Consider the following 23,267-nt stretch of genomic DNA (forward strand, 5'->3'; position numbering starts at 1 on the left):
TGCGGTGACCAGCTCGACAAGCCTCTCCCCCGTCGCGGAGGTGATCCGCGCGCGGCGCGCCACGGCCGGCCGCGCCGACGGTCACCGCCTGGTGCTGGTGGTAGAGGGCGGCGGCAGCCGGGGCGTGTACTCCAGCGGCATGGTGTCGGCGCTCGAGGAACTCGGGCTCGCCGGAGTATTCGACGCGGTGTACGGCACGTCGGCGGGCGCGATCAACGGCGCCTGGTTGCTGTGCGGGCGCGCGATCCCCGGCATGCGCTCCTGGACCGATCCGGAGATCATGCGCCGCGCCGTCGACCCGGCCCGGCTCCTGCGCGGACGTCCGGCGTTCGATCTGCGGTATCTCGTGCACCAGGTGTACGACGGCATCGAACCGATGGATTTCGAGGCGATCCTGGCCAACTCCACGACCTTCCATCCGATCGCCACCGATATCCGGACCGGGCAGGCGGTCGATCTGCATCCACACATCACCGACAAGCGGACGCTCATGCGTGCGCTGCGCGCGTCGGCGGGCCTGCCCATTCTGGCCGGGCCCCCGGTCGCCCTGGGCAGTTCGGCGTACTTCGACGGCGGCCTCTCCGAGACCGTGCCGATCCGCACCGCGGTCCGCGCGGGCGCCACCCATGCCTTGGTCCTGCGCACCCGGAGGGTGGACGAACGTCGGCCGCCCGCCTCGCGCCTGCACCAGATCATCGGCGGCGGCTATCTGCGCGCCGTGGCCCCCGGCGCGTACCGGGCCTGGCTCGAACGCCCGCGGCAACAGGACCTCGAGGACCGGGCCCTCGCCGAATTGGGCGACTCCGTGCTCCAGATCCACCCGCCCGTCGGCTCCCCGGACGTGGACAGCGCCGCCCGCGACACCGCACTACTCGCCAGGGCCTTGCAAATCGGCCGCACAGCCGTGCTCGGCGCGCTCTCCGCCGCCATCCCAGCCGCCTGACCGACTCCGGCAAGGTGTTCAGGCGATGTGGACTCGCACGCCGCCGGAGAGGACGAAGTCGTGCAGTTCCAAGTGGTCGGGGGTCGCCGTCCGGGGCAGGTCGAATACGAGCTGGGTGGTGGCGGACTGCTCGGGGCGCAGCTCGAAGGAGTAGCCGAGGCGCTGCTGGGTGTTCTGCCACATGGTGGCGGTGGCGTTGTGGTCGAAGGGCGTGTTCTGCGCGTCCAGCAGGCGTTGGCCCATCGGCAGGAACCACTTCGTCTCGTCGGAGATATTCCGCACGGCCAGCGTGACGATCAGGAACGAGCCCGTGGCCCGCTGCAATCCGACTCGTGCCACACCCGTGTCGACGTTCGTCACGACGAACTCGAATTTGCCGTCGCGGACAGGACTGCCCGCCGGTGCCACGGCGGCCGGATCGGACCCGCCGTCGTCCCCGGGTGGCCCGGGGTTCTCCACCGCCACCGCCGAGGGCGGCAAGGTGGGCGCGGGCGCGCCGGAATCACCGGCCCTGGTTCCCGCGGCGATCAACGCGACGCAGCCCGCCGCGAACGCGAACGGCGCGAGGAATACCACGATCAGCGCGCCGATCATCTTCGAAAGAAGACTCCGGCGACGTCGCGGCCGACGACGCGGGACCGGGACGCCCGGGCGACGCTGCGCGACCGGCGGGGCCGGACGCTGTACCGCTGGGAAGACCTTTCGCGCAGGCGCACGATACGGCGATGCGACAGGGCCGGGCTTCGAGGGCAGCACGCGAGCGAGCAACCGTTCCTGCCAACCCGGCTGTGCACCCCGGGCAGGTCCGGCGGGATACGATCCGCGCCCTGGGCCTGGATACGGCTGTTCTGCAACGGGATAACCGGTCGATGCGGGCGGACGCTGCGCACCGGCGTATCCGCTCGGTGACGAGCCGGGAGTCGGAACATGCTGAACCGGTCCGGGATTGGGCGCGACTGTCGACCAGTCGAGCTTGGTGGCCACAAGGGTCGGGGTAGGGCCCGGGTTCGGCAGGACTTTCGTCGGGTCAGGCGTTCGCCGTGGCCGCTCGGGATCCACGGATTCCGATGCGGCTGCGGTGGCTTTCGAGTCCGTTCGCGGCGAAAGCGCAGCTGGACCATCGACTCCGGAGCGGTGTGAAGATTCCGGGACCGGCACGGAATCCATACGGGTCAGCGGCTTCGTCGCCGGGCGATCCGATCCGGACGGCGGCACGGCTACCGGCTCCGGAGCGGACGCGCCGATCGCGGCGCGCGCGGCCGCGGCGAATCCTCCCGCGGTCGGGAACCTTTCGCTCGGTTCCTTGGCAAGACCGCGAGCGATGACGGCGTCCAACGCGGCGGGGACGGCGGCGCACACCGAACCGGCGCGTGGGGGCGGCGCCATCAGGTGGGCGTGCATCTGCTGCGCGGGATCGGTATCGCCGTAGAGCCGCGCACCGGTGAGGCATTCGTAGAGCACGCAGGTCAGCGAGTAGACGTCGGCGCGTCCGTCCGCCTTTCCGCTGAACCGTTCCGGGGCCATGTACGCGAGGGTGCCGATCGCCATGCCGGTGGTGGTCACGGCCGTCTGTCCGAGGCCGTGCGCGATGCCGAAGTCGATCAGATAGGTGAAGCCACTGGGATGCACGACGATGTTCGACGGTTTGACGTCGCGGTGCACCAGCCCGGCCCGGTGCGCCACATCGAGCGCGGCGGCGACGTGGCCGATGACGCCGATCGCGACGGCCGGTGGCATCGGGCCCTCGGCCACCAGCTTCCCCGCCAGGTCGGCGCCCTCGACGAATTGCATATCGATGTAGAGCCGACCGTCGATCTCGCCGAATCGGTGGATCCGCGGCACGTGCGGGTCGCGCAACTGCGCCACGGCTTCGGCTTCCCGCTCGAACCGCTTGCGGTATCCGGGCGCGGCCGCGAGGTCGGCGGGCAGGAGTTTCAACGCCACCCGCCGCGCCGCCACCATGTCGTACGCCAGCCAGACCTGACCCATGCCGCCCTTGCCCAGCGGTCGCTCCAGCCGGTAACCCCCGAATCGCACCTCCCCCATCGCGAACCTCCAGTCACCGTTGACAGCTGGTCGACCCGGCCTCCACCTGCGGCGCGCACAACGGAAATCAGCAGCTCACCGCGCCGATACCGAAGAAGTGGCCTCTTTCGGAGCGTAACCGCCCCCCGCGTCACGCACCACTGTGTGCTCGACGACAGTCCGGCAACGGCCCGCCTACTTACCCGGCTTGGCCTTGGGCTTGCCGTTGCCGTTGCCCGGATTCGCGTGCTCGGGCTTGCCCCGGCCGGGTTTGTCGTCGGAGGCGGGCTGTCCGGACTGGTTCGAGTCGTCGACGTTCTCCGCGGCGACACCGCCCGCGGCCGGCGCTGCCGGAAGCCAGCTCGACCGGCCCCCGGCCAACGGAGTGCAGGTCAGCACGAGGCCGTCCACGGTGACGCTGTGCACGTCCACCACCGGGTCGCACGGCTGACCCGCGCCGGGCAGGACCAGGATGGGCGCCGAAATGGGCACCGGCGCCCGCGTGGCCGGTACATGCGGCGGCGGCGCGGACGGTTCCTGCTTCGGAGACGGGGCGGGTGCGGAGGCCGGTCCCGCGTCGGCCGCGTCCGGGCGCCCGAGCCACAGCGACCCGGCGACCAGCGCGACGAGCGCCGCGAAAGCCACGAGCGCCGGACGCGATCCGGAAGCCGTTCGCGCTGCGGGCGCGGCGCCGGTTCGGACGACCCCACGCGGCGGCGGGAGCACGAAGGTCGGCACCGACGACGCGAGTTCGACCGTGGTGGCGTCCTGGCCCGTCAGGGCCGCATACCCGGCCGAGGCCAGTTCCCCGGCGCTGGACCAGCGCAGGGCGGGGTCTTTCGCCATGCCGCGTGCGATCACCGCGTCCAGCGCGGGCGGCAAGGCCGGATTCAGCGCGGAGGCGAGCGGAGGGGTTTGCATCAGGTGAGCGCGCAACATGCGCGGCGGGTCGCCGTCGTCGAACGGCCTTCGCCCGGTGAGGCACTCGTACAGCACGCAGGCCAGCGAATACTGATCGGACTGGGGTACCGCCGACCCGTCGAACCGCTCCGGCGCCATGTAGGCCAGCGTGCCCACCACGTTGCCGGTGGCGGTGATCGCGGGCTGGTCGCTGCGCTGCGCGGTGCCGAAGTCGATCAGGTAGGCGGTGCCGTCGGGTGTCACCATGATGTTGGACGGCTTCACGTCGCGGTGCACCAGACCCGCACGATGCGCGATGTCGAGCGCGCCGGCCGTCTGCACGACGATCTCGATCGCGCGCTCGGGTTCCAGCCGCCCCGCCCGCCGCAGCAGCGCGGCCACGTCGGAGCCTTCGATGAACTCCATATCGATGTACAGGCGGCCGTCGAGTTCGCCGAACGAATGGATCGGCACCAGGTGCGGCCCGCGCACTTGGGAGGCGAGCCGAGCCTCCCTGGTGAATCGCTGCCGGAATTTGGGGTCCGCCGCGTACGCGGCGGTCAGTACCTTCAACGCGACGGCACGGTCGGCGGTGGTGTCGTGCGCGAGCCAGACCTCGCCCATGCCGCCGCTGCCCAGCAGCCGATCGAGGCGGTAGTGGCCGAACCACAGCTCGCCCATGTCGTAGAACCTCCCGCTAGCCTCTTCCTCATGACCGAGCTACCCGAAATCCGCCTGGATACCGCGAAACGCGCAAAAAAGGCGGCGCGGTCATCCGATCATGTCGCAGCGAGGCCGGTCGGCGCCGCGGAATTCGGCGGAGTGGTGACGGACGCGCTGGTCGCCGTGGCGGGCTACGGGCGCGGCGCGGCGGGCGAACGCTGATGGAGCCGATCGAGATCAACGCGGGCGCCTGGTATCTGCGCGCTTTGCGCGCCGACGACCGCATCGATGACCGCCCTGCCCTGGCCGAGGGCGGCGTCACCGAACCGGACTACGTGGCCCGGCGCAGTGCGGGCTGGGCTGAGGAGACGCATTTCTCCTGGGCGGTCTGCGAACCGACCACGGCCGAGCTGGTGGCCGAGATCGGCGCGACGCCGACGGGTGACGGCACCGCGGCGGTGGCGGGGTGGGCACGCCCGGGCTACGAAGCGGCCCTGGATGCCGGGCTGACGTCCGTCCGCCGTTTCGTCGAGGGAGGTTTGGGCCTGCGCCCGGTCACCCCCTGACCACCCGACGACCGGCGTGCTCCGGCCAGGTCAGCGCATCACGCCGGTGCGCCCGTCGGGTAACGGCCGGATGGTGAACTCGTGCGGACCTTACGCGCCAGCGGATTCCGGGTGATCCGACAACGCCGGAACGGAGACGACGAGGGGGCGACCACCGGTACATCCGCTGCCGGTTCGAGTGCCGCACCTTCTCGGAGAGGGGTGACGACATGGATGCCGAGCCCGAGAGCCTCCCGTTCGCGGGCTATTCCAGACCGGCCAGGACCCGGTCCAGGGCGTCGACGGCCTCGTCCAACTCGGCGCCGGTGACCGTCAACGGAGGACGGAACCGGATGCCCCGCTCGCCGGTGCCGAGGATCAGCACCCGCTCCCGCTCGCGCAGCGCGGTGAGCACATCGTCGCGCAGCCGCGACGACGAGAGCGTGATCGCGCACATCAGGCCGCGCCCGCGCGGCTCGCTGACATCGGGGTGCCGGGCGGCGAGCGCGCCCAGCCGTTCGAGCAGGTGCGCCCCCAGCGGCCGGGACCGTTCGATCAGTTCGTCCCGCTCGAGCACCTCCAAGACGCGCCTGCTGCGCACCATGTCGGCGAGGTTGCCGCCCCAGGTCGAGTTGAGCCGGGAGCTGACCGCGAACACGTTGTCGGGCACCTCGTCCACGCGGCCACCCGCCATGACGCCGCACACCTGGGTCCGCTTACCGAAAGCGACCACGTCCGGCGCCAGGCCGAGTTGCTGGTAGGCCCAGGCCGTTCCGGTCATGCCGACGCCGGTCTGCACCTCGTCCAGCACGAACAGCGCGTCGTGCTCGTGACACAGCTGCTGCACGGCTTGCAGGAATTGCGGGCGCAGATGCCGGTCGCCGCCCTCGCCCTGGATCGGCTCGGCGATGAAACACGCTATGTCGTGCGGGTTTTCCTCGAATGCCCGCCGCGCCTGCGCCAGCGCGCACGCCTCGGCCTCCTCGATGTCGAAGGCGTCGGTGACGTAAGGGGACTTGATGCGCGGCCAGTCGAACTTCGGAAAGCGCTCGGTCTTCACCGGATCGGTGTTGGTGAGCGACATGGTGTACCCGCTGCGGCCGTGGAACGCGCCGGTCAAATGCAGCACCTTGGAGCCGAGTTCCGCTGTGCGGCCCTGGGATTCGTTGTGCCTGCTCTTCCAGTCGAACGCGATCTTGAGGGCGTTCTCCACCGCGAGGGCGCCGCCGTCGATGAAGAACAGGTGCGGTAACCGCGGATCGCCGAGCACCCGCACGAACGTCTCGACGAAGCGGGCCATCTCGACGGTGTAGATGTCGGAGTTGCTCGGCTTGTTCACCGCGGCGGCGGTGAGTTCGGCCAGGAACTGCGGGTCCTCGGCGAGGGCGGGGTGGTTCATGCCCAGCGCGTTGGAGGCGAAGAAACCGAACATGTCGAGGTAGGGGCTGCCGTCGCGTTCGTCGACGAGGCGGCAGCCACGGGAACGGTTGAGGTCGAGCACCAGGTCGAAGCCGTCGGCCAGGATGCTCGCCGACAAGATCTCATGGACCCGGGCGGCGGGGGTGACCGCCGGGCGGGTGCGTTCCAGTTCGATGGTCACGCCCTGAGGGTACGTAAAAATTTACGGAACCTCTATGACTATCCGTATTAATTACACAGAATCGCTACCTGTCATAGAATGTCTGCAAGATGATGGTGCTCCGGGTGCGCACGTTGGCGGTGGCTCTGATCTCTTGGAGCAATTGCTCGAGGTGCCGCGGAGACGCCACACGCACCAGCAGGATGTAGCTTTCCTCCCCGGCCACCGAGTGGCACGCCTCGATGCCGGGGATGTGCTGCAATACCGCGGGCGCGTCATCGGGTTGCGACGGGTCGAGAGGAGTGATCGCGACGAATGCCGACAGCAGTTGACCGAGCGCTTCGGGATCGACGTGTGCGGTATACCCGCGGATCACACCGCGCGCCTCTAATCGGCGGACCCGGGACTGCACCGCCGACACCGACAGACTCGCCTTCTCGGCCAGGTTGGACAGAGTGGCCCGTCCATCGGCCATCAGTTCACGAATCAGCAGGCGATCGATGTCATCGAGTACGGGTCTTGCCGGTGTATCCGCCATCAGCGAAGGCTAACTCAGGCGGCCCGCCTCGTGTCCGAAACCTGACCCCCATCCTCCCACTCCATGGGACGAACACGCCGCGACGCGGCCGAAAGGTACGGCGGTACAACAGATGACCGAGGTACTCGACGCTCATACCACCCGGCAACTCACCGTCCGCGCGGAGGCGGTGCTACGCCGATTCGGTGCGCTGCCAGCGGAACCCGGCGATCTCCCCGCGCGCACTCCGATCACCGGAGGACAGCTGACCACCCTGCGGTCCACCTCGCCGGACGAGGTCGATGCCGCCATCGGCCGCGCCGCTACCGCCTTCCGGGGCTGGCGCGGCGTTCCCGCTCCCGTCCGGGCCGGCGTCGTGCGCAGGCTGGGGCAGCTGCTCACCACACACAAGAGCGACCTGGCCGAGCTGGTGACACTGGAGGCCGGCAAGATCCCCGCCGAGGCCGCGGGCGAAGTGCAGGAGATGATCGACATCTGCGAATTCGCCGTCGGCCTGTCCCGGCAGCTGTACGGCCACACCATGCCCTCGGAACGTCCCGGCCACCGGTTGATGGAGACCTGGCATCCGCTCGGCGTGGTCGGGGTGATCTCGGCGTTCAACTTCCCGGTCGCGGTCTGGGCGTGGAACACGGCGATCGCGCTGGTCTGCGGCGATACCGTGGTCTGGAAACCGTCGGAGACGACGCCGCTGACGGCGCTGGCCTGTCACGCCCTGCTCCGGCGCGCGACCGGCGAGGTCGGCGCGGATCCCGAGATCCATCAACTGATCCAGGGCGGGAGCGAGGCGGGCTCCCGGCTCGTCGACGACGGCCGGGTCGCGCTGGTGAGCGCCACCGGGTCGGTGCGGATGGGCCGGTTGGTGGCGCCGCGGGTGGCCGAGCGGCTCGGGCGCTGCCTGCTGGAGCTGGGCGGCAACAACGGCGCGATCGTCACCGCGTCCGCCGATCTCGACCTCGCGGCGCGGGCCATCGTGTTCGCGGCGGCGGGCACGGCCGGGCAGCGGTGCACCACGCTGCGGCGGCTGATCGTGCACCGGGACGTGGCGGGCCCGCTGATGGACCGGCTGGAGCGGGCATACCGGCAACTGCCCGTCGGCAACCCCTTCGACGACGGGGTGCTGGTCGGGCCGCTGATCGACGGCAAGGCCCACACCGGAATGCGCGCGGCGCTGGACAAGGCGGTGACCGATGGCGGCGAGCTGGTGTGCGGCGGCGAACGCGTCGATGGATTCGGCGAGGACGCCTACTACGTTCGGCCCGCCATCGTGCGCATGCCCGCCCAGACCGCGGTGGTGCGGGAGGAGACCTTCGCGCCGATCCTCTACGTGCTCACCTACGACGACTTCGATCGCGCGATCGCCCTGCACAACGAAGTGCCGCAGGGCCTTTCGTCCGCGATCTTCACCACCGACCAGCGCGAGGCCGAGCGTTTCCTCGCCGCCGACGGATCCGACTGCGGCATCGCGAATGTCAACATCGGCACCTCCGGCGCGGAGATCGGCGGCGCCTTCGGCGGTGAGAAGCAGACCGGCGGTGGACGCGAATCCGGTTCGGACTCCTGGAAGGCCTACATGCGCCGAGCCACCAACACCGTCAACTATTCCACCGAACTGCCCCTCGCCCAGGGCATCGAGTTCGGCTGAACCACTCGCCGCACCCGCTCCCACCAGGCGATTGGGTTGTTCGCACCACCCTGTGTAGTGTTGTCCTTACCCGACGCGGGGTGGAGCAGCTCGGTAGCTCGCTGGGCTCATAACCCAGAGGTCGCAGGTTCAAATCCTGTCCCCGCTACTACAGGCCCGGCTCAGACGGTTCACACCGTCTGAGCCGGGTTTTTTTCTTGCGGTAGCTGTTCGATGGCCGAATCTGTTCCCAGCGCCGCGCGCAGCGGCATGTATTCGCGCGAGTGTGCCTCGACGCCGATATTCTTCGATCTCGTCTTTCCGATCACCAGGTGATTCGTTCCGTCGAGAGTTCCACCAACGCCGTCGCGGTCCGCGACGCCCGTGGTCTGCCACGAACGCGAAGGAGAGCTGTGCAGCGCAGAGCGATGCTCAAGGGGTGTGCGGCGGCGATCGCCGTGCCGATGTTCGCCACCGGCTGCGATGTGCTGGACGGCAGCGCGAAAGCGGTGGACGAGTTGGCCTTCGATCCCGGCGCGTTCACGGTGGAGACGAAGACCGTCGCCACCTTCGAGCGCGACAAGAAGGTCACCTACCAGTTCTACGAGAGCGTTGTGTACGTGGCGAAGCCGGTGGACAAGGCCCATCAGAGCTTGAGCGTCAGCGTGCCCGTCGAGATCGACGGCGCGAGCGTCGATGCGAGCAAGGCTCCCATCCTCTTCACCAACTCCGTCGCGGGATACCTGTCGTCGTCGGTGACCAGCCGCGAACCGGACGACGGCCGCGATCGGACCAGGAACAGCGACCTCGCGCTGGCGGCGGGCTATGTAGTCGTGGCGTCCGGTGCGCGCGGTCGTGACCTGGTGGCCCCGGACGGCACGTACTACGGCGTGGCGCCCGCCGCCATCGTGGATCTGAAGGCCGCGGTCCGGTACCTACGGCACAACTCCGGCCGCGTGCCGGGAGACACCGACCGGATCGTGGCCACGGGGGTCAGCGCGGGAGGCGCGCTGTCCGCGCTGCTCGCGGTGTCCGGGGACAGCCGGATGTACGACCGGTATCTCGCTGAACTCGGCGCGGCGGAGGCGAGTGATGTCGTCTTCGCCGCCGCCCCCTACTGCCCCGTCACCGATCTCGAACACGCGGACATGGCCTACGAGTGGAATTGGGGCGCCAACCCCCTGCGTTCCGGCGAACTGGATGCCGCGGCCTCGCGGGAATTGAGCACGGCGTTCACGGACTACCAGGCGTCGCTGGCACTGCACGGCAGGAACGGATTCGGACCCCTCACGGCCGGCAATTACGGCGACTACCTGGTGCGGACCTACCTCGAACCGGCGGCGACCGCGTACCTGACCGCGCTGTCGGACGCCGACCGCTCCAGCTACCTGGCGGCCAACCCCTGGATCACGTGGTCGGGCGATCGCGCCGGATTCACCTGGCCGGGCTTCCTCTCGCACGTCGGCGCACGGCAGAAGGGCGTGCCCGCGTTCGACGCCTTCGACCTGTCCTCGCCCGAGAACAACGAGTTCGGCGCGGGAACCGTCAAGGCCAGGCACTTCACCCCGTTCAGCCTGCGGCGGGCGACCGGTGACCCCGGCGCGCAACTCGACACCGACCTGCCCGAGAAAATCAGCCTGATGAACCCTATGTTCTTTCTCCGGCAGCGGAATTCCGGCCGGGCGAAGCACTGGCGGATACGCGTCGGCACCAAGGACACCGAGACGTCGCTGGCGATCGTCGGCAATCTCGCCGCGAGCCTGGAGAACCTGGGCGACGAGGTCGACGCCGCGATGTACTGGGACGCCGGGCACGGCAGCAACGAAGACCCAGAGGATTTCATCGCGTGGATCGGCAAGGTGACCGGCTACGCCGGGTGAGGCGGCACACCGAGGCCCGGACGTTGGGGTGGCGTCGACCCGAGGCAGCGCCGTGTGCCCTGCCACCGGTGACCGCGGCAGCTTACGGCACCGAGCCACCGGAATTCCCCGGCGACTGTGGCAGGAATCGGTGGTCGGTCGGGCGGTGCACCGCTAGCACCGCGGCGCCTCTATACCGAGCTCACGCAGGCGTTCGGTGTAGAGCGCGACGTTGGCGAGCTTGATGTCCTCGTACCCGCGCACGACGTCGGCGAGAGCCGCTGCCCGCACGGCCCGGTCGTAGCCCGCCTGGTCCAACATCGCCCCCAAATCCGTCACCATCGCGGTGTAGTGCGCGAGCAGCTCGCGTTCCACCCGTCGCACGCGCGCGTACCCGAACGGGTCGAACGCCGTGCCGCGCAGCCGCTTTCCCTTGGCCAGCAATCGGAGGGCGAAGTGACTGCCCGGCCCCATGCCGATCTTCTTCTTCCGTCCCAGCGCGCGCAGCACCGGTGGGTGCAGCCGGTAGGTGAGGTTCGCCCCCTCGGGCACCTGTGTGGCGACCTCCGCCAGGAAGGCCGGGTCGGTGAGCCGCCGTGCCACCTCGTACTCGTCTTTGTACGCGGTGAACTTGTACAGTCCGCGCGCCACCTGCTCGCTGAACTCGGTACGGTCGGTCGCCCGGCGCTCGGCGGCCCAGATGCGTTGCACCGTGCGGACGTAGGCGCGGGCCACCGCCACGCTCTGGAAACCGATCAGCTCGACGGCCCGCAGCTCGACCAGGCGCCGTGTCTCTCCCGTCGCGGTCAATCCCTCGAACAGGTCCGCCGGTACCGCCACCGGGGCGGGTTCGGCCGCGCGACGGGTGGTCGCGGCGGCGAACTCCGCCGGCCGCGCGATCGCCACGCGCCCCCAGCGGAACGCCGCGAGATTCGCCGCAACGGCCACTCCGTTGATCTCGATGGCCTCCTCGATCGCGGTACGCGGCAGCCGCAGGCCACCGAGCTGGTAGGCGGCGCCGATCAGCAGGAAGTTCGCGGCGGCGGTATCGCCGAAGAGGACCTCCGCGGCGGCCAGCGCGTCGAAGGACCGCACCGACCGCGAGACCTGCTCCAGCCGCCGCAACAGCGCCGCCTCGTCGGGATAGGCGACCGACTTGTCGTAGACCATGTCTCCGGTCGGCGTCTTGCTGGTGGAGGCGACCGACACGGTCGTCGTGGCGCACCCGTAGGCCAAATTCTTGGTGTCGGTGGCGGCCAGCAGGTCGAAGGCCACGATGCAATCGGCCGAAGCGGGGGCGAGCCGGTTGGCGGGCTCCAGCGCGTCCACGGCGAAGCGCAGGTGCGACACCACTGGTCCGGCTTTCTGACTCATGCCGATCTGGTCCAGGCTCGCCACCTCGTACCCGGCCCGCATCGCAGCGGTCGCCAGCACCTGGTTCACGGTGACGATGCCGGTGCCGCCGATGCCGGCGAGAAAGACGTTTTGCGTGGTCGTCGGCGGTTCGTGCGGCAGATCCGGCAGCCGCGGCGGCTGTGGCCGCCTGCGCGTGCCACGCTCTTTCCGTTTCGCCGGATCGGGCAGCTCGACCGTGACGAACGAAGGGCAATCGCCGTTCAGGCAGCTGTAGTCGGTGTTGCAGGAGGTCTGGTCGATTCGGGTCTTGCGCCCGAATTCGGTGTCCACCGGCTGCACCGACAGGCAGTTGCTCTGGACGCCGCAATCACCGCAGCCTTCGCACACCGCTTCGTTGATCACCACCCGGGTGCGGCGCACCGGCAGGGCGCCGCGCTTGCGCTGCCTCCGCGCGTCGGCAGCGCAGTGCTGGTCGTAGATCAGCACCGTGACGCCGGGGGTCTCGCGCAGCGCGCGCTGCGCCTCGTCGAGGCGGTCCCGGTGCCACAACAGGGTGCCGGGAGCCAGATCGCGCTTGCGGTAACGCCCGGGTTCGTCGGCACAGACGATGATCCTTCGGACGCCTTCGACGGCGAGCTTGTGGGTGAGCATCGGCACCGTGAGCGCGCCCTCGGCGTGCTGCGCGCCGGTCATCGCGACCACGTCGTTGTGCAGCAGCTTGAAGGTGATGTTCACCCCCGCGGCCACGCACGCCTGCACGGCGAGCTGGCCGGAGTGGAAATACGTTCCGTCACCGATGTTCTGGAACAAATGCGACACGTCGGTGAACGGGGCTTGGCCGATCCATTGCGCGCCTTCGCCGCCCATCTGGGTCAGCCCGGTGACTTTGCTGTCGGTCCGGCCGGACATGGTCACCAAGGTGTGACACCCGATGCCGCCGCCCGCCAGCGAGCCTTCCGGAACGGCCGTTGAACGGTTGTGCGGGCAACCGCTACAGAAGTAGGCGGCGCGCTTGGCGGGCAGCACCGACAATGACAGCGGCTGCGGCAGTGGTCGTTTCAAGGTGAGGTGGCCGTCGAGTAAGCGGCGCAGCGGTGCGGCGATGCGCCCGGAGGTGAGTTCGCCGTCGGCGCCGAACAGCGGGCGACCCGCGTGGTCGCGCTTGCCGACGATCTCGGGCGCGCCCGCGGTGCCGTACAGGATGTCGCGGATCTGGGTCTCGACGAAGGCCGTCTTGTCCTCGACGACGATCAGCCGGGTGAGCCCGGTGGCGAACTCCCGGACGCGCTCGGGCGCGATCGGATACGGCATCCCGATGCGCAGCAGCCGGATTCCCGCGGCGTGCAGCGCGTCGTCGTCCGCGCCGAGGTCGAGCAACGCTTGACGGACCGCGTCGAAGGTGGTCCCGGTGGCGGCGATGCCGATCGTGGCGTGGGACGGGTTGACCTCGATCACGTCCAGTCCGTTGCGTGTGCTGTAGGCGAGCACCAGCTCCCAGCGGGGACCGTAGAGATCCGCCTCGGCGAGCAGACTGTCGGCCGGAGCGGCCATCGGACGTTGCCGGTAGTGGAAGGGCTTTCCCTCCCAGTCGATTTCGGGCACCACGAGGTCGATGTCGCCCACCGAACCGTCGACGGTCCAGGCGCCGTCGGCGACATCGGCGACGATCTTCAGCGCCACCAGGCAGCCCGAGGCGCGCGACAGCGCCACTCCGTGCAGGCCCATGGTGATGATCTCGCGGGCGTTGCGCGGGAACAGCACGGGGATGTTCATCGCCGCCAGCGAGCGCTCGCTCACCGCGGGCACGGTGGACGACTTGGCCGCCGGGTCGTCGCCGACCAGCAGCAAGACGCCGCCGCGCGGATTCGCGCCGTACATATTGGCGTGCCGCAGAGCGTCGGTCGCGCGGTCCAGACCGGGACCTTTGCCGTACCAGACACCGACGACGCCGTCATGGGTCGCGGCGCCCGCGGGCAGATCGGCTTGGCTGCCCCACACGGAGGTGGCGGCCAATTCCTCGTTCAACCCCGGGACGAACGAGATGTCGTGCTCGGCGAGGACGTCCGGCATGCCGGCCAGCATCTTGTCGACGCCGCCGAGCGGGCTGCCCTGATACCCGGAGACGAACGTCCCCACCCGCCGCCCGGCGCGCAGATCACGCACGTGCTGCTCGACCAGCTGCCGCGCGATGGCCTGGACGCCGGTGAGGACAACGGTCCCGGAGCCGACGCGGTAACGGTCGGCAAGGTCGTAGGGAGCTGCGATCAGATCGCGGTCGGCGAGCTCGGTCATACAGATCCACCCGTCCGCTCGGCGCCGGTCCGGCGGCCTCGCATCGTTGAGCACTTGTTGGCGATATCGTGTCCCTGAAGATCTGAACGCACAACCTCAACCACAGAGAGTGAGCATTCTGCTCAATTTCGGGGACCTCAGATGGGCACATCCTCAGCACAGTGCCAGCTTCATGTGACCGTGAACACATCCACGCGTCCAGGCATTCGATCGCTTTCGGTGAGCCGAGCCGGCGCCGTCCGCGTTTCCTCCGCCGCCCCCGCGCCCACCTGTGTGAAGGTGGAAAGATGGCAATTCTGAGGAGGGGCGCGGCGATCGTCGCCGCCTCGATGTTCGGGATGCTGACCGCGTGCGGGCAGCACGTGGACCCGGCCGCCCCCTCCACGCCGGAACGAACCGCGGAAGAGGCGGCGGGAACGCGCGCCGATCCGGGTCCCCGGAGAATCGCGGGCGGCACGATGATCGTCGTCCCGCATGCCGCGGACCTGGAGCCCACGTCGGCGATGCCCTTCTCGGAGTACGACATCGAAGACGGGACGAACAAGCTCGCGATCCACATCCCGGGCCCGGTCGGCTGTCCGAGCATCGGATTCACCGCGCGCGTGGAAGAATCGGCCGATCGGGTGAACGTGCGGCTGCTGCGCGGCCTGCATCGCGGTATGCCGCCGTGCCAGGGCGCGAACCCGGAGCAGAAGCGCGAATACGGCGTGGTCGTCGTCGACCTGCAACGCCCGCTGGGCGAACGGACGGTACTCAGCTTCGCATGAGCCGCGCGAGAGGCCGATTCCAAATGCGGCCGGGCAGGCCGCCTCCTTTAGTGATCTTGTCGAATGGCGGCCCACGGGCTTTGTGACATGTCCGATTCACGCCTTCCGGTGCGCCGCCCCGATCGGTGGGGCGCTATCTTTCGCACGGATGGTGCCGCCTTCGCGGCTACCGGCGGTCCCGGAGTCGAAGGAGGTGCGGCAGTCCGTCATGATCGACTCAGGGTCGCTCCGGCGGCGGTTCCTTCCGCTCTGTCCCGCAGCGAACGTTCGCTGCGGATTTTCGCGTAGTGCCGGTCCGTCCGAAGCACCGACGCCGCGGCGTGCCGCGGGGCGGTGGGTCGGTGACGGCTGATTTTCGAAGGAAACCCGTGTTCAGAGTTCCGTCCAGGATTGCGGTCTTGCTGGTGAGCCTCGTCTCGCTCGGCCTGCTCGGCCTGCCCGCAACGGCTCAGCCTCTCTATCCCACGCCCGATCCCGATCCCTTCTACACCGCGCCGCCCGACCTGGGGGCACTCGCCCCCGGTGACGTCGTGCGCAGCCGCAGGATCGACACCGGTCTCTATGTCGGGACCGAGGGCTGGCAGGTGGCATTCCGCTCCACCACTTCACAAGGCAAGCCCGTCATGGGCATCACTACGGTGCTGCTGCCCGCCGGGGTCAAGAATCCGCCGCTGGTCTCCTATCAGGCGCTGATCAATTCGCTCGGCACCCAGTGCAATCCGTCGCGCTCACTGTTCAACGGCGAGCTGCAGGATGCGGTCGGCGCGATGCTGCCCATCGGACGCGGATGGGCGATCTCACTGCCGGACTACCTGGGCCCCACCTCCGCCTACGGCGCCGCGCGCCTGGCGGGCATGATGACCCTCGACAGCGTGAAGGCCGTCCAGAAGGTCACCGAACTCGGTCTCTCCAACTCCCCGGTGGCCATTGCAGGCTACTCCGGCGGCGGCATGGCCACCTCGTGGGCCGCCGCGCTGCAACCCACCTACGCGCCGGAACTGAAGCTCACCGCCGCCGTCGCCGGCGGCATCCCCGCCGACCTGGAGGAAATGGCGATGGCGCTCGGCTTCGCGCCGCACCCCGGCTTCGGACTGGCCTTCGCCGCCGCCATGGGACTGGAGCGGGAGTACCCGGACCGGTTGCCGATCTCCGATCAGCTCAACGAGAACGGTTTGTGGTTCCGCGAATTCACGCATGACGCCTGCCGCCGATTCCTGCTCTTCCACGGCGCCTTCCGCAGCGCGGAGCAGATGGCGGCGTCCAAGAGCCTGATGGACAGCCCCGAGGCGCACGCCGTCCTGCGGGAGAACAGCCTGCGATACTTCGATGGTGTGCCGACCGTGCCTACCTACATCTGGCAGGGCCGCTTCGACGAGATGACCTTCTACAAACCCGTCGCCGAGGTCGCCGACCGGTACTGCAAGGCGGGTGCGCCGGTGAGTTTCCACACCGTCGACATCTCCGAGCACCTGACCGCGGCGGCCGCCGGATTCGCCGACGCGTGGACCTACGTGGAGGCCAGGTTCCGCGGCGAACCCGCACCGACCACCTGCTGAACCCAGACGACAAGCGGCCCGGGAGATGTTCTCCCGGGCCGTTTCTCGTCGGTCCGCCGATGGAGCGTCCACAGCCCGGATGGTCCCGCATGCCACCCGCGTTCGGGCATCAGGCGGTGAAGTGCAGCGTCCATTCCCCGCGATAGTGCAGGCGGGTGACGCTGCCGGGCGGGATATCGATGCGCCAGAACGATTTCGGCGGGGCGTCCAGCGTCACCAGCAGCGCGGCCCGTACCACGGCGGGGTGGGTGACCGCGATCGTGGACACCGACTGTGCGGCCACCTCGGCCATCCACAACCTGGTCCGTTCGATCACGTCCAGCACGGATTCGCCGCCGTGCCCGCGGAACGCCGGGTCGGTGAGCCAGGCGTACAGCTCGTCCTGGGGTACCGACATCAGTTCGCCGCCGCGCCATGCGCCTGCGTCCAGGTCGCGCAGCCGGTTGTCCTCCTCGCCCGGCAAACCCAGCAGCGCGGCGGTCTCCACCGTCCGGCGCTCCGGGCCGGTGAACACCCGCGCGGCGGTGAGCGGTCCGCACTCGGCCATCGCCCGCCTGCCCGCCTCGGTGAGCGATTCGTCCACCGGGAAGCGTGCCTTGCGCATCGCCTCGGTCATTCCGTGGCTGACCAGGTCGAGTCTGAGCACTTTCTGCACCTGTGGAAGCGTACGGCCCGGCGTCGGCGGCCGTTGTTCGATTGCTCGCGCTTCGCTCGCGAAACGGTACGGGCGTGCTTGTCGGTGTCCGGGTGCACACTGAAGCCATGGCCCAGTTCTCCCGCGCGACCCAGGAGTGGTTCGACGGCGCATTCCCGGCGCCGACCTCCGCGCAACTCGGGGCGTGGAAGGCGATCGCGGCGGGCGAGCACACGTTGGTCGTCGCGCCGACCGGGTCGGGGAAGACGCTCTCGGCGTTCCTCTGGGCGATAGACCAGCTGGCCGCCCGGGACCAGCGGCCCGAGCGGGCCGGCACCTCGGTGCTGTACGTGTCCCCGCTCAAGGCGCTCGCGGTGGACGTGGAACGCAATCTGCGGGCGCCGCTGGTCGGCGTCACGCAGACCGCCAAGCGCCTGGGACTGGAGCCGCCGGAGATCACCGTCGGCGTCCGTTCCGGCGACACCAGCGCCTCCGATCGGCGGTCCATGCTGCGCACTCCGCCGGACATCCTGATCACCACGCCGGAGTCGCTGTTCCTCATGCTGACCTCGGCGGCCCGCGACACGCTGCGCGACGTCGGCACGGTGATCGTGGACGAGGTGCACGCGATCGCCGGTTCCAAGCGCGGTTCGCACCTGGCGCTGTCCCTGGCCCGGCTCGACCTGCTGACCGAGCGGCCCGCCCAGCGCATCGGGCTGTCGGCCACGGTGCGGCCACCGGAGGAGGTGGGGCGGTTCCTGGTCGGCAACGCGCCGATCACCCTGGTCGCACCCCCGGCGCCGAAGACGTTCGACCTGTCGGTGCGGGTGCCGGTAGCGGACATGACCGAACCGGGCGACTCCGACCAGCCGGGCTCGATCTGGCCGCACGTGGACGAGGCGATCGTCGAGCTGGTGCTCGAGCACCGGTCCTCGATCGTCTTCGCGAACTCTCGCAGGCTCGCCGAGCGGCTCACCGCCCGGTTGAACGAGGCCTACGCGCTACGGCTCGGCGAACCGGTGGAGACCGAGCACAAGCCGCCCGCCCAGCTCGGCCCGTCCACCGAGGTGATCCACGGCGCCGGGCCCCTGCTGGCGCGAGCGCACCACGGGTCGGTCAGCAAGGAGCAGCGGGCGCTGATCGAAGACGATCTCAAGAGCGGGCGGCTGCGCTGCGTTGTCGCGACCAGCAGCCTGGAACTCGGCATCGACATGGGCGCGGTCGACCTGGTGGTCCAGGTGGAGGCGCCGCCCTCGGTGGCCAGCGGATTGCAGCGGATCGGGCGGGCCGGACATCAGGTCGGCGAGATCTCGCGCGGGGTGATCTTCCCGAAGCACCGCACCGACGTCATCCATTGCGCGGTGGCGTCGCAGCGGATGACATCCGGGCAGATCGAGGCGATCCAGATCCCGGCGCACCCGCTGGACATCCTGGCGCAGCAGACCGTGGCCGCGTGCGCGCTGGATTCGATCGACGTCGACGGGTGGTTCGACGTCGTGCGCAGCACCGGGAGTTACGCGGCGCTGCCGCGCTCGGCCTACGAGTCGGTGCTGGACCTGCTCTCCGGGCGGTATCCGTCCGACGAGTTCGCCGAGTTGCGTCCCCGGCTGGTCTGGGACCGCGACGCGGGCACGCTCACCGGGCGGCCCGGCGCGCAGCGGCTGGCCGTGACCTCCGGCGGAGCGATCCCCGATCGCGGCATGTTCGCGGTGTACATGGTGGGTGAGAAGGCGTCCCGGGTGGGGGAACTCGACGAGGAGATGGTCTACGAGTCCCGGGTCGGTGACGTGTTCGCGCTCGGGGCGACGAGCTGGCGGATCGAGGAGATCACCTTCGATCGGGTACTGGTGACGCCCGCGTTCGGGCAGCCGGGGCGGTTGCCGTTCTGGCACGGTGACGGACTAGGGCGGCCCGCCGAACTCGGCGCGGCGCTCGGCGAGTTCGTCCGCACGGTGGCGCGGGAGCGCGGCGCCGAACCGGCCGGGCAGGCGAGCACGAGGAAAAGCTCGCGACGCGACGGCGGTACGACGAAAACGCCCCGTGCGCAGGAGCAACCGCGACACGACGTGGCCGAGCCCGCCGTTGGACACACGCGGGGCGAGTTCGCCGATCCGATGCCGGAGAGCGTCGCACGGCTCATGGGCACCGCCGGTCTGGACGACAACGCGACCACGAATCTGCTCACCCTGCTGGACGAGCAGCGCACCGCGACCGGGCACCTGCCCACCGACCGCACGCTGGTGGTGGAGCGGTTCCGCGACGAACTCGGCGACTGGCGGCTGGTGCTGCACTCGCCCTACGGCCTTCCGGTGCACGCGCCGTGGGCGCTGGCCATCGGAGCGCGGCTGCGCGAACGGTTCGGCGTGGACGCCGCGCCGAACGCTTCCGACGACGGCATCGTCGTGCGGCTGCCCGACACCACCGACGATCCGCCCGGCGCCGAACTGTTCGTCTTCGAGTCCGACGAGATCGACGACATCGTCACCGAGCAGGTGGGCGGATCGGCGCTGTTCGCCTCCCGGTTCCGCGAATGCGCCGCGCGCGCGTTGCTGCTGCCGCGCCGTGATCCGGGCAAGCGAGCGCCGCTGTGGCAGCAGCGGCAGCGCTCGGCCCAGCTGCTCGACGTAGCGCGCAAGTTCCCCGAGTTCCCGATCCTGTTGGAGACGGTGCGCGAATGCCTGCGCGACGTCTACGATCTGCCGTCGCTGCGCGACCTGCTCGGCCGGGTGGGGCGGCGCCAGATACGGCTGGTCGAGGTGGAGACGGCGACGCCGTCCCCGTTCGCCAACGCCCTGCTGTTCGACTACATCGGGCAGTTCATGTACGACGGCGACAGCCCGCTGGCCGAACGGCGCGCCGCCGCGCTCTCGCTCGATTCCGGGCTGCTCGCCGAACTGCTCGGCCGGGTCGAGCTGCGCGAACTGCTCGACGCCGCGGTCATCGAGCAGACCGAGCGGGAACTGCAACGGCTCACCCCGGAGCGGCACGCACGAGACGCCGAGGGCCTGGCTGATCTGCTGCGCCTGCTCGGCCCGCTGACCGCCGCCGAGGCCGCCGAACGCTCCGACGAGGACCCCACCGCCTGGTTCGAGGGCCTGGTAGCCGCGCGCCGGGCCCTGGCTGTTTCCTTCGCGGGTCGCAGCTGGTGGGTCGCGGTGGAGGACGCGGCCCGGCTGCGGGATGCGCTCGGCGTTCCGCTGCCGATCGGCACGCCCGCGGCGTTCATCGAGCCGGTGGCCGATCCGCTCGGCGATCTGGTGGGCCGCTACGCCCGCACGCACGGCCCGTTCGGCACGGAGGCGGTGGCGGCCCGGTTCGGGCTGGGCACCGCGGTCGCCGCCGGCGCGCTGCAACGCCTGGCCGCCGAAAAACGGGTGGTGGAGGGTGAATTCACCCCCGGAGCAGCCGGGGCCGAATGGTGTGACGCGCAAGTGTTGCGCCGGCTGCGCCGCCGGTCGCTGGCCGCGGCACGGCACGAGGTCGAGCCGGTCTCGACCGCCGCGTTCGGGCGCTTCCTCCCGTCCTGGCAGCACATCGGCAGCGGCGAGCTGCGCGGCGTCGACGGCGTGGCTGCCGTGGTGGAACAGCTCGCCGGCGTGCCGATTCCGGCCTCCGCCTGGGAATCGCTCATTCTGCCCGCGCGGGTGCCCGGTTACACCCCCGCCATGCTCGACGAACTCATGGCGACCGGCGAGGTGATCTGGTCCGGGCACGGCGCCATCACCGCCAAGGACGGCTGGATCGCCCTGCATCCGGCCGAGCAGGCGCCGTTCACCCTCGCGCCGCCGGACGAACTCGATCCGACGGAAGCCCAAGCACGCCTGCTCAACGCCCTGGGCGCGACGTTCGTGCCGTGGACGCCGCCCGGCCCGGCGCAGGACGTCCCGGATCGAGCGCCGGTGTCGTTGGACGAGCCGGATCCGCCATCCGGCAGCGCGGGCGACGGTCGCGCGCACGGGCGATCCGGCGACACGGACGGTCACACCAGAGGTGGCACCGCACCGATCGCATACGGGACCGGCAACGGTCGGCCCGCGCCGGGCGACCCGGCATACGCGTCCGGGGCGGGGCATCCGGCTTCCGGCGCCCCCGCGGAACGACTGATCCCGGTGCCGCAGGGCGGCGGCGCGTACTTCTTCCGGCAGCTCTCGGACGCCACCGGTCTGCTCGATGACGCCGCGGCGGCCTCCGCACTGTGGGAATTGGTCTGGGCGGGCGTGGTTTCCGGCGACACTTTCGCTCCGGTGCGGGCGCTGCTGTCCGGCACGACGCGGACCACGACGGCCCACCGCACGCCCCGGCGCGCGCCGCGGGGCAGGGCCTACCTGCCCCGGCCGAGCATGCCGACCCGTTCCGGTCCGCCCTCGGTCGCCGGACGATGGTCGCTGCTGCCGGAGCGGGTGTCGGATAACACCGTGCGCGCGCACGCCACGGCGGATCTGCTTCTGGAGCGATACGGCGTGCTGACCAGGGGCTCGGTGCAGAACGAGGGCGTACCGGGCGGGTTCGCGCTGATGTACCGCGTGCTCACCGAATTCGAGGATCGCGGCCGTTGCCGCCGCGGCTATTTCGTCGACTCGCTGGGCGGCGCCCAGTTCTCCACCACCGACGTGGTCGACCGGCTGCGTTCCTTCGACGCCGAACGCGCCCGGCCCGAATCCAGGCAACCCACCGGAACGGTGCTGGCGCTGGCCGCGTGCGATCCCGCGAATCCGTACGGCGCCGCGCTGGCCTGGCCGAAGAGCGACGTCGAGGGCGGGCATCGGCCCGGACGCAAAGCCGGGGCGCTGGTCGTGCTCGTCGACGGCGAACTGGTCCTGTATCTGGAGCGGGGCGGCAAAACCCTGCTCACCTTCACCGAGGATCCCGACGCGCGCCGTGGCGCCGCCGGAGCGCTCGCCGACCTGGTCCGGCTCCGCCGGGTGGACGCGCTGGTCATCGACCGCGTCAACGGAGACACCGTGCACGGCAACACGTTCGCCGAATTCCTCACCGCAGCGGGTTTCTCCGCCACCCCGCGCGGTCTACGTTTGCGCAGCCGCCCGTGAACACGCTCTCCGGCACCGGCTCGAGGTTGCGGGAAGGCCCGCCCATGCGAGTTCGCGGAGGCGAGCGAAAAGGGTTCCGCCCGTCCAGCGGTGGTCGCGGTCCCGGGCCGGAGCTGCCCTATGCCTGAGGGTGACACCGTCTTCCTGGCCGCCGAACGGCTCCGCACCGCATTGGCGGGAAAGGAATTGACCCGCAGCGATTTCCGGGTGCCGCGATACGCCACGGTCGATCTGCGCGGACAAGTGGTCGAGAGCGTCGGCAGTTATGGAAAACACCTGTTCATCCGCACACCTATCGTGAGCATTCACACGCACCTGAAGATGGAGGGCAGCTGGCGCGTGTTCCACTGCGGACAGCGCTGGACCAGACCCAGGGTCGCCGCGCGGGTCGTGTTGAGCACCACGGATATCGAGGCCGTCGGCTTCTCGCTGGGCAAGGTCGAGGTGGTGCGCGTGCGCGACGAGCACCGAATCGTCGACCACCTGGGGCCCGACCTGCTCGGTCCCGAGTGGGATGCGGCCGAAGCCGTCCGGCGACTGGAGCGATATCCCGATCAACCCATCGGCGTCGCCCTGCTGGACCAGCGCAATCTGGCCGGCATCGGCAACGTCTTCCGCAGCGAGGTCTGCTTCCTGCGCCGCGTCCATCCCGCGACCAGGGTCGGGGATGTCCCGGACCTGCTGGCCGTGGTCAACGAGGCACACCGCATCCTGACCGAAGCGGTCCGAAAGCCGCCGCGACGGCCGCTGGCCTACGGCCGCACGCACCGCCCGTGCCAGCGCTGCGGCACACCGCTGGTCGCCGACCTGCTCGGTGACACCGCACCCGATTACGACCGCGTGGTGCAACGCGAACGGGGTATCTTCTTCTGCCCGCAATGCCAACCCGTCCCGAGTGAGCCCGGGGCAGCGTGAAAACCCCTCCACCCTTGACGAGTCAC

Annotated in this window: 16 protein-coding genes and 1 tRNA gene; 10 read left to right on the forward strand and 7 right to left on the reverse strand. The window is 70.0% G+C overall.

The window, feature by feature from the left end:
* The first annotated feature begins 4 nt into the window (after positions 1–4).
* Positions 5–943, forward strand: a complete 939-nt coding sequence (locus NG1_RS14660) for a patatin-like phospholipase family protein (RefSeq protein ID WP_062971092.1) — start codon at positions 5–7, stop codon at positions 941–943.
* Positions 944–961: 18 nt separating this feature from the next.
* On the opposite strand, the gene NG1_RS14665 is transcribed toward NG1_RS14660, so the two are convergent.
* The gene (locus tag NG1_RS14665; RefSeq protein ID WP_062971094.1) at positions 962–2,989 is read right to left on the reverse strand and encodes a serine/threonine-protein kinase; all 2,028 of its coding nucleotides are present in this window, start codon (positions 2,987–2,989) and stop codon (positions 962–964) included.
* A 174-nt stretch (positions 2,990–3,163) separates the two neighbouring features.
* Entirely contained in the window at positions 3,164–4,549 is a 1,386-nt protein-coding gene (locus tag NG1_RS14670; protein WP_062971096.1) for a serine/threonine-protein kinase, read from the reverse strand.
* A 30-nt stretch (positions 4,550–4,579) separates the two neighbouring features.
* Between NG1_RS14670 and NG1_RS36680 the strand changes: the two genes are divergently transcribed.
* Positions 4,580–4,753 carry a hypothetical protein gene (locus NG1_RS36680; RefSeq protein WP_157114052.1) on the forward strand — a complete coding sequence of 58 codons (174 nt, stop codon included), beginning with the start codon at positions 4,580–4,582 and terminating at the stop codon, positions 4,751–4,753.
* Positions 4,753–5,097 (forward strand): hypothetical protein, encoded by a 345-nt coding sequence (locus NG1_RS14675; protein ID WP_062971098.1) that lies wholly within the window; start codon positions 4,753–4,755, stop codon positions 5,095–5,097. Before NG1_RS36680 ends, NG1_RS14675 begins: the two co-directional genes overlap by 1 nt.
* 244 nt (positions 5,098–5,341) lie before the next feature.
* Here the strand turns inward: NG1_RS14675 and lat are convergent, their stop codons facing one another.
* Both lat and NG1_RS14685 read right to left on the reverse strand, forming a co-directional pair.
* Positions 5,342–6,676: an L-lysine 6-transaminase gene (lat, locus tag NG1_RS14680; protein WP_062971100.1), complete on the reverse strand. Its 1,335-nt coding sequence runs from the start codon at positions 6,674–6,676 to the stop codon at positions 5,342–5,344.
* Between the two features lie 64 nt (positions 6,677–6,740).
* Positions 6,741–7,193 (reverse strand): Lrp/AsnC family transcriptional regulator, encoded by a 453-nt coding sequence (locus tag NG1_RS14685; protein WP_039796222.1) that lies wholly within the window; start codon positions 7,191–7,193, stop codon positions 6,741–6,743.
* 112 nt (positions 7,194–7,305) lie between these two features.
* Here NG1_RS14685 and amaB point away from each other — a divergent pair, with 112 nt between their 5' ends.
* The gene (amaB, locus tag NG1_RS14690) at positions 7,306–8,835 is read left to right on the forward strand and encodes an L-piperidine-6-carboxylate dehydrogenase (RefSeq protein ID WP_062971102.1); all 1,530 of its coding nucleotides are present in this window, start codon (positions 7,306–7,308) and stop codon (positions 8,833–8,835) included.
* A gap of 74 nt (positions 8,836–8,909) precedes the next feature.
* Positions 8,910–8,983: transfer RNA gene (locus NG1_RS14695), tRNA-Met, on the forward strand.
* Positions 8,984–9,005: 22 nt separating this feature from the next.
* Here the strand turns inward: NG1_RS14695 and NG1_RS36685 are convergent.
* Entirely contained in the window at positions 9,006–9,143 is a 138-nt protein-coding gene (locus NG1_RS36685; RefSeq protein WP_157114053.1) for a hypothetical protein, read from the reverse strand.
* An 84-nt stretch (positions 9,144–9,227) separates the two neighbouring features.
* Between NG1_RS36685 and NG1_RS14700 the strand changes: the two genes are divergently transcribed.
* On the forward strand, positions 9,228–10,694 hold the full coding sequence (locus tag NG1_RS14700; RefSeq protein WP_062971210.1) for a subtype B tannase: 1,467 nt from the start codon (positions 9,228–9,230) through the stop codon (positions 10,692–10,694).
* A 153-nt stretch (positions 10,695–10,847) separates the two neighbouring features.
* Here NG1_RS14700 and NG1_RS14705 read toward each other — a convergent pair whose 3' ends face one another.
* A complete protein-coding gene (locus NG1_RS14705) occupies positions 10,848–14,321 on the reverse strand; it encodes an indolepyruvate ferredoxin oxidoreductase family protein (protein ID WP_062971104.1) in 3,474 nt (1,157 codons plus the stop codon).
* A gap of 287 nt (positions 14,322–14,608) precedes the next feature.
* Here NG1_RS14705 and NG1_RS14710 point away from each other — a divergent pair, with 287 nt between their 5' ends.
* Both NG1_RS14710 and NG1_RS14715 read left to right on the forward strand, forming a co-directional pair.
* A complete protein-coding gene (locus tag NG1_RS14710; RefSeq protein WP_157114054.1) occupies positions 14,609–15,088 on the forward strand; it encodes a hypothetical protein in 480 nt (159 codons plus the stop codon).
* A 389-nt stretch (positions 15,089–15,477) separates the two neighbouring features.
* Entirely contained in the window at positions 15,478–16,644 is a 1,167-nt protein-coding gene (locus NG1_RS14715; protein ID WP_062971212.1) for a lipase family protein, read from the forward strand.
* Between the two features lie 109 nt (positions 16,645–16,753).
* On the opposite strand, the gene NG1_RS14720 is transcribed toward NG1_RS14715, so the two are convergent.
* A complete protein-coding gene (locus NG1_RS14720; protein ID WP_040865068.1) occupies positions 16,754–17,299 on the reverse strand; it encodes a histidine phosphatase family protein in 546 nt (181 codons plus the stop codon).
* 107 nt (positions 17,300–17,406) lie between these two features.
* Here NG1_RS14720 and NG1_RS35625 point away from each other — a divergent pair, with 107 nt between their 5' ends.
* Positions 17,407–22,326 carry an ATP-dependent helicase gene (locus NG1_RS35625; RefSeq protein WP_062971108.1) on the forward strand — a complete coding sequence of 1,640 codons (4,920 nt, stop codon included), beginning with the start codon at positions 17,407–17,409 and terminating at the stop codon, positions 22,324–22,326.
* A gap of 120 nt (positions 22,327–22,446) precedes the next feature.
* Complete coding sequence (locus tag NG1_RS14730; RefSeq protein WP_062971110.1) at positions 22,447–23,241, forward strand: DNA-formamidopyrimidine glycosylase family protein; 795 nt, start codon at positions 22,447–22,449, stop codon at positions 23,239–23,241.
* Positions 23,242–23,267 lie beyond the last annotated feature (26 nt).

Source organism: Nocardia gamkensis NBRC 108242, assembly GCF_001612985.1.
GTDB lineage: Bacteria > Actinomycetota > Actinomycetes > Mycobacteriales > Mycobacteriaceae > Nocardia > Nocardia gamkensis.